This window comes from Brevundimonas sp. (genome assembly GCF_031082345.1).
Lineage (GTDB): Bacteria > Pseudomonadota > Alphaproteobacteria > Caulobacterales > Caulobacteraceae > Brevundimonas.
Genome location: NZ_JAVHLH010000144.1, coordinates 1 through 7,364, shown reverse-complemented (window position 1 = coordinate 7,364; position 7,364 = coordinate 1). Strand labels below are relative to the sequence as shown.

Annotated in this window: 6 protein-coding genes and 1 pseudogene; 5 read left to right on the top strand and 2 right to left on the bottom strand. The window is 70.4% G+C overall.

The window, feature by feature from the left end; translation table 11 throughout:
- A partial coding sequence (locus RDU12_RS10140) for a gamma-glutamyltransferase family protein (protein WP_308684549.1) occupies positions 1–1,724 on the top strand: 1,724 nt, incomplete at its 5' end.
- A 34-nt stretch (positions 1,725–1,758) separates the two neighbouring features.
- Here the strand turns inward: RDU12_RS10140 and RDU12_RS10135 are convergent.
- Both RDU12_RS10135 and RDU12_RS10130 read right to left on the bottom strand, forming a co-directional pair.
- Positions 1,759–2,244, bottom strand: coding sequence for a DUF805 domain-containing protein (locus RDU12_RS10135; protein WP_300289988.1), 486 nt, complete (start codon positions 2,242–2,244; stop codon positions 1,759–1,761).
- Positions 2,245–2,357: 113 nt separating this feature from the next.
- Positions 2,358–3,278: an Hsp33 family molecular chaperone gene (locus RDU12_RS10130; RefSeq protein WP_300289987.1), complete on the bottom strand. Its 921-nt coding sequence runs from the start codon at positions 3,276–3,278 to the stop codon at positions 2,358–2,360.
- Positions 3,279–3,424: 146 nt separating this feature from the next.
- Between RDU12_RS10130 and RDU12_RS10125 the strand changes: the two genes are divergently transcribed.
- The 4 genes and pseudogenes from RDU12_RS10125 to RDU12_RS10115 form a co-directional block, all read left to right on the top strand.
- The gene (locus RDU12_RS10125; protein ID WP_300289986.1) at positions 3,425–4,831 is read left to right on the top strand and encodes an SDR family oxidoreductase; all 1,407 of its coding nucleotides are present in this window, start codon (positions 3,425–3,427) and stop codon (positions 4,829–4,831) included.
- Between the two features lie 48 nt (positions 4,832–4,879).
- Positions 4,880–5,404, top strand: a pseudogene (locus RDU12_RS15870) (HAD family hydrolase); the annotation flags it as partial.
- A gap of 126 nt (positions 5,405–5,530) precedes the next feature.
- On the top strand, positions 5,531–6,769 hold the full coding sequence (gene serA, locus RDU12_RS10120) for a phosphoglycerate dehydrogenase (protein ID WP_366145267.1): 1,239 nt from the start codon (positions 5,531–5,533) through the stop codon (positions 6,767–6,769).
- 89 nt (positions 6,770–6,858) lie between these two features.
- Positions 6,859–7,364: SGNH/GDSL hydrolase family protein (locus tag RDU12_RS10115; protein ID WP_308684548.1), on the top strand; the 506-nt coding region annotated here is incomplete at its 3' end.

Genomic DNA, 7,364 nt, shown 5'->3' with positions numbered 1-7,364 from the left:
AGACCGCGCCCGCCGACCCCTTCGCCGGCGTCGGCCCGGGCGACCGCAACAGCGGCGTCCAGTTCGTCGGCCGCTCGACCGTCTGGGGCGCGCACGGCGCGGCCGCCACGGCCCATCCGCGCGCCACCCTGATCGGCATCGACACCCTGAGGCGCGGCGGTTCGGCCATCGACGCGGCCATCGCCATCAACGCCGCCCTCGGCTTTCTGGAGCCGACCGCCAACGGCATCGGCGGCGACGCCTTCTGCCTGATGTGGGACCCGGCCCAGCGCAAGGTCGTCGGCTTCAACGGCTCAGGGAACAGCCCGCGCGGTCTGTCGCTGGAGACGGCGCGGTCGAAGAAGGCCGAGGACGGCTATCTGCCGCCCTATGGCGCGGTCACGGTCAATGTCCCCGGCACGGTTGACGCCTGGTGGAGCGCCCACCAGCGCTACGGCAAGCTGCCGTGGAAGGACGTCCTGCTGCCGGTGGCCGAGCTGTGCGAGGAGGGCGTGCCCATGCCCCAGCTGATCGCCTGGTACCTCGAGCGCAACATGGCCGGTTTCGATCGCCGGTCCGCGATCATCGAGGAGAACGACAACCGCAAGAAGGTCTACGCTCCCGACGGGCGCACCCCGGCGGTCGGCGAGGTCTTCGCCAACCCCGACCTCGGCCGCACCTATCGCCTGATCGCCGAGGGCGGCCGCGACGCCTTCTATGACGGGCCGATCGCCGACCATATCGAACGCTATTTCCGCCGCATCGGCGGCTGGCTGACCCGGGCCGACATGGCCCCGCACCGCACCGAATGGGTCGAGCCGATCCGCACCGGTTATCGCGGCGTCGACGTCTACGGCCTCGGACCCAACACCCAGGGCCTGTCGACCAACCAGATCCTCAACGTCTGCGAACAGTTCGACCTCAAGGGCATGGGCTTCCAATCCGCCGCCTCGATCCACCACCAGGCCGAGGCCAAGCGGCTGGCGTTCGAGGACCGGGCCAGATGGTTCGCCGACCCGCGCTTCAGCCGCACCCCGGTGGAACACCTCAACTCCAAGGCCTACGCCGCCGAACGCGCCGCCCTGATCCGCCCGAACCGGGTCATGGACCGCGTCTTCCCCGGCGACGCCCCGACCCAGGGCGACACCACCTATTTCAGCGTCGCCGACAAGGACGGCATGATGGTCAGCTGGATCCAGTCCAACTATCGCGGCATGGGCTCGGGCCTGGTCTCGGACGGCCCGGATGGCGGCACCCTGGGCTTCATGTTCCAGGACCGGGGCGAGCTGTTCAACCTCAACGACGGCCATCCCAACGTCTATGCGCCGGCGAAGCGGCCCTTCCACACCATCATCCCGGGCTTCGCCTGCAAGGGCGGCGAGCCGTGGATGGCCTATGGCGTCATGGGCGGCGGCATGCAGCCGCAGGGCCAGGCCCAGATCATCATCAACATGGTCGACTACGGCCTCGACCCGCAGGAGGCCGGCGACAGCCCGCGCTGGCAGCACGAGGGCTCGTCCGAACCCACCGGCCACCCGGCCGAGGGGGTCGGGGTGCTGCATCTGGAGACCGGCGTGCCCGCCGCGACGAAGGCGCAGCTGGCGGCCATGGGCTGGGTGCTGGGCGGCCCCAACGGCGGCTTCGGCGGCTACCAGAACGTGGTGCGCCAGGCCAATGCGCGCGGACCGTGGACGTACGGCGCGGCGTCGGAGATGCGCAAGGACGGGCTGGCGCTGGCCTACTGAACCAGCGCCGCGCGTCGCCGGCGGGATCGAGGACCTAGAGCCGCTTCGGGTTGGGACCGAAGCGGTTGTCGCCCGACTGACTGTCGGTGAGGCCGATCCAGAGCAGGAAGCCGAGCCCGACCAGGAACATCAGGCCGAACAGGCCCATGGCCGGGCCGACCAGGGCGATGATCGCCGCGGGATCTTCCCTCTCGAGCGCGGCCGCGTTCATGAAGGCGGTGGCCCCGATCATGGTGAAGGCCACGATCGTGCCGATGATGCCGACCGCATAGGGAATGGCGGCGAGCCAGCCCGATTGCCCCATGTCGTGAAGCCGCTTCACGGTGATCGCCAGATTCGGCCAGATCAGCGCGATCGAGAGGACGAAGCCGAACAGCGGGATCCAGCCGAACACGACGCCGAGGCCGAGGCAGACCAGCCAGCCGATCCAGAAATGGGACCGCCGCGTGCGCCCCTCGAACGAAAAGAACAGGTGCTTCCAGTCGAAGCTCTGAACCTGGGATGATGATTCCGTGGTCATGCGATCCTCCCCTGACTCGCTGATGCGACGTCGGGAGCATGGCTGACCGGACCGGGCTTCGCAACCCGGCGTTCGGCGAGCCGGATCGCGAGCGTGCCGCCCCCGGCCTCGCCTCAGCCCGCGACGATCTCTTCCGGCTCCAGCTCGTAGACCGTGGCGCAGTATTCGCAGGTGACCCGGATCTTGCCGTCGTCCTCGACCATCTCCGCCCGCTCCTCGGGCTCGAACGAGGCCAGCACTGCGCCGATACGGGCCTTCGAGCAGCGGCACACGGCCTGAAGCGCGCGAGCGTCCTCCAGCCGCACCCCGTCCTCATGGAACAGGCGGAACAGCAGGGTCTCGGGCGAGAGGGTGGGGTCGATCAGTTCGTCGTCGCCGAGAGTCTGGAACAGGGCCCGCGACCGGTCCCAGACTTCTTCGGTCGAGCCGCGGGCGGCGTCGCCGGCGATCAGCTGGATCAGCGCCCCGCCGGCGCGCCAGGCCGCGCCCCCGTCCGTCACGACCGCGCCCACCGCCAGCCGGACCTTGGTCGGGATCTGCTCGGACTGCTGGAAATAATGCTCCGCCGCCAGAGACAGGCTCTCGCCCTCGATCGGGGTGATGCCCTGGGTGCGCTCGAAATCGGCGCCCCGGTCCAGCGTCATCACGAACAGCCCCTCGCCCAGCAGGGTCTTCGCGCCAGGCCGGGCGAACCCCTGCGAGACGGCGGCGACCTCGGCCTCGTCGAAGCGGCAGTAGCCGCGCAGGTGCCCCTGGGTGTCATAGTCGGCGACGACGTAGCGGACCGGGCCGTCGCCCTGGGCCTGAACGATCAGCCGGCCCTCGAACTTCAGGGCCGACCCGATCAGGGCGGCCAGGACGCAGGCCTCGCCCAGCAGGGCCGCGACCGGCTCGGGATAGGCGTGGGCCGACAGGATGGCGTCGATGGTCTCGCCCAGCCGGACCAGCCGGCCGCGCACCGGCCAGCCCTCGATCTGGAAGGCGGCGGCGAGATTGTCAGCCAGGGGCGCGGCGGCGGGCGCGTGATCGGTCACGGCGGTCCTCTGAGGGTGTTGTGCGGAGCGCCGCAAGATAGGCGCCCGTATCGCGGATGGTAAGGGCGGCGTGCTAGAGCAGGAACCGGCGGGGTCGCGGCCCCGTTCCCGAAGGCCCCCGTAGACCCTGTCCAGCCGGCGATTTCATGACCAAAGCGACGCTCAAGCCCCTGAAACAGCAGGCCATCGTGATTACCGGCGCGACCTCGGGCGTCGGCCTGTCGACGGCGCGGCGGGCGGCGCGGGCGGGCGCCTGCGTCTTCCTGATCGCACGCGGCGAGAACGACCTGAAAGCGCTGACGGAAGAACTTCAGGCCGACGGCGCGCGCGCGGCCTGGGCCGTGGCCGACGTGGCCGACTACGACGCCCTGGCCGAGGCGGCGGAAAAGTGCCGGCGGCTGTTCGGCGGCTTCGACACCTGGATCAACAACGCCGGCGTATCGATCTACGGCCCCATCCGCGAGACCACGCTGGAAGATCAGCGCCGGCTGTTCGAAACCAACTACTGGGGCGTGGTCAACGGCTCGCTGGTGGCCTCCGAGCACCTGCGCGAGCGGCCCGGCGGCGGGGCCATCATCAACGTCGGCTCGATCCTGTCCGACGCGCCGATCCCGATCCAGGGCGTCTATTCGGCCTCCAAACACGCGGTGAAGGGCTTCACCAACGCGCTGCGCATGGAGCTGATGCGCGACCAGGCGCCGGTCACGGTCAGTCTGGTCAAGCCCGGGGCGATCGACTCCCCCTACAACAGGCACGCCCGCAACCTGACCGGCCAGGCGGTGCAGAACCCCCAGCCGGTCTATGCGACCCATGTCGTGGCCGGCACCATCCTGTACTGCGCCGAACATCCGATCCGCGAGATCACCGTCGGCGGCGGCGGCCGGCTGATCGCCAGTTTCTATTCGGTCCTGCCCGGCGTGGCGGAACCACTTTTCGCCCGGTTCGCTCCTTCCCTGATGCGGGACAGGCGTTCCGCGTGGCAACCGGACGAGGACGGGCTCTACGAGCCGTCCGAGGACGGTCTCGATGAAGAGGTCTACTACCCCATGGTCCGACAGTTCTCCGCCCTCGCCGAAGTCCGCAAGCATCCCGGCATCGCCGCGGGCGTGGTCGCCATCCTCGCGGGCGTCGGACTGGCCACCCTGCTGCTCAACCAGCGCACCGGCCCGACGCGGTTCGAAACCCTGCGCGGGCGCATCAATCCGCGCGGCTGGGTCGATACCGACGGTCTGCGCAGCCGGTTCGAGGACCTGACCGAGACGGTGCGGCGCGGGGTCAGCGAGGCCGGCGAGCGGGCGGCCGACTTCGGCGAGGACGCCGGGCGCAAGTCGCGGCGGTTCATCGACGACACCCGGCACACCTCGCGCCGGGCGCTGAAGAAACAGGGCAAGCGGGCCCGTCACTACGCGTCGGAGGCGGGAACCTACGCCCGCGATCACGCCCGGGAAGGCGGCGCCATCCTGGCGCTGGTCACCATCGCGGCGGCGGTCGGCGCGGCGGCGCTGGACGCCCGGCGCCCCGACAGCAAGATCCGCAGCCTCGGCCGGTTCTGACCGCGCCGGTCCATTGCTGCAACTGCGAAGGTGCGCCAAGGTCGCCCGATGGCTGACCCGACGACCTTCATCTTCGATTTCGACTCGACCCTCGTCGACTTCGAGACGCTCGAGGTGCTGGCCGATATCGCGCTCGAAGGCTCGCCCGAGGCCGCCGCCGTACGGGCGAAGATCGCGCGCCTGACCGACCGGGCCATGACCGGCGACATCCCGTTCGGCGAGGCCCTGACCCGCCGCCTGGCGCTGCTGCCGTTGACGCGCGCCCATCTCGAACGTCTGGCGGGCGAGGCCGAGCCGCGCCTGACGGCCTCGGTGCGCCGCAACCTGACCTTCTTCCGCGAACAGGCGAGCCGCATCGTCATCGTCTCCGGCGGCTTTCGCGAGATCATCGCTCCGGTCGCCCGCAGCCTCGGGGTGGCTGCGGACCGGATCGTCGCCAACGACCTGAGCTACGACGCCGACGGGCGGGTGACCGGCGTGGCCGACAGCCCCCTGCTCGCCCCCTTCGGCAAGGCCGCGGCCCTGAAGGCCCTGAACCTGCCCGGCCCTGTCGTCATGGTCGGCGACGGCTGGACCGACGCCGAGGTCAAAGAGGCGGGCGTGGCCGATCGCTTCTACGCCTTCACCGAGGTGGTGCGCCGCGAGCGGGTGGTGGCCGCCGCCGACGCCGAAGTGCGCTCGGTCGACGAGTTGCTGCATCTGGAAGGCCTCGCCGGGCGCTGGTCCTATCCGCGCAGCCGGATGCGGATGCTGCTGCTGGAGACCATCCACCCCGCCGCCGTCGAGCGGCTGCAGGCGGCGGGCTACCAGGTCGAGACGGCGAAGGGCGCGCTGAGCGAGGACGCCCTGATCGAGCGCATCAAGGGCGTGCACGTGCTCGGCGTCCGCTCCAAGACCCAGGTCAGCGCCCGCGTTCTGGACGCCGCCGACAAGCTGATGGCCGTCGCCGCCTTCTGCATCGGCGTCAACCAGATCGATCTCGACGCCGCCGCCGAACGCGGCGTGGCGGTGTTCAACGCCCCCTATTCCAACACCCGATCGGTGGTCGAGCTGGCGGTCGGCCTGACCATCGCCCTGCTGCGCGACGTCGCCGACAAGTCGGCGGCCATGCACCGGGGCGAGTGGAACAAGTCGGCCACGGGGGCGCGCGAGCTGCGTGGCAAGACCCTCGGCATCGTCGGCTACGGGGCGATCGGCTCGCAGCTGTCGGTGCTGGCCGAGGCGCTGGGGATGCGGGTGATCTTCCACGACAAGACCGAGCGACTGGCGCTGGGCAATGCGCGGCGCATGCCGTCGCTGGAAGCCCTGCTGGCCGAAAGCGACGTCGTCAGCCTGCATGTCGACGGCCGCGTCGACAATACGGCGCTGATCGGCGCGGCCGAGTTGTTGCGGATGAAGCCCGGCGCCCTGCTGCTGAACCTGTCGCGGGGCCATGTGATCGACGTCGGCGCCCTGGCCCAGGCGCTGGGCTCGGGCCGCATCGGCGGCGCGGCCATCGACGTCTTCCCCGACGAGCCGGCCACCAACGCCGATCCTTTCGACAGCCCCCTGCGCGGCCTGGCCAACGTCATTTTGACGCCCCACATCGGCGGCTCGACCGAGGAGGCCCAGGAAGCCATCGCCGAATTCGCGGCCGAGCGGCTGCTGGCCTATCTGAACCGCGGCGACACCACCTTCTGCGTCAACCTGCCGAACGTGCAGCTGGCGGAGGTCTCGGGCGCCCACCGCATCCTGCACATCCACCGCAACCAGCCCGGCGTGCTGGCCGAGCTGAACCGCGCCCTGGCGGCGGCGGGGCTGAACATCCTCGGCCAGCACCTGAAGACCGACGAGCGCACCGGCTACGTCATCACCGACGTCGACCGCGACTACGACCCGGCCGCGCTGAAGGCTCTGCGCAGTGTTGCCGGGACGCTGCGCTTCCGGATGCTGCACTGAAAGCTTCCCCGACGGCATCTTGCACACGCTGAAAACCGGCGCAGAGTGCTCGCAACGGTCGCATGATGACGGCCGAGGGAGGATCATCGATGTCTCGTTTCCTGCGCAACGCGGCCGTCGCCGCGCTGGCCGTCGCCGCCGCCGGGGCGTTCGCGTCCGCCGCCAGCGCCCAGAGCTACGGCCGTCTGGTCGTGTTCGGCGACAGCCTGAGCGACAACGGCAATCTGTACGCCGTCACCGGCGGCACGACGCCGCTGTCGCCGCCCTACTTCCAGGGCCGCTTCTCCAACGGGCCGGTGTTCACGGAACTGCTGGGCTTCAACGCCGGGCGCTACACCGCCGGCGCGCCGGTGACCGGCAGCGTCAACTACGCCTTCGGCGGCGCCCGAACGGACAGCGCGGCGAATCCTCCGGGCATGCGCAACCAGCTGCTGGCCTATACCGGCGGCGGCGGCACCTTCGGCTCCAACGACCTGGTCAGCGTCCTCGGCGGCGCCAACAACATCTTCCAGGCCTTCCCCGCCGCGGCGGGTAACCCGTTGACCGCCCAGGCGACCATGCAGGCCGTGGCGACCGGGGCGGCCGCCGACATCAA

Bases quoted from the DNA above. Each gene is read 5' to 3' on its own strand.
- RDU12_RS10135 (WP_300289988.1), bottom strand. From the start codon at position 2,244: ATGACCACGGAATCATCATCCCAGGTTCAGAGCTTCGACTGGAAGCAC.
- RDU12_RS10125 (WP_300289986.1), top strand. From the start codon at position 3,425: ATGACCAAAGCGACGCTCAAGCCCCTGAAACAGCAGGCCATCGTGATT.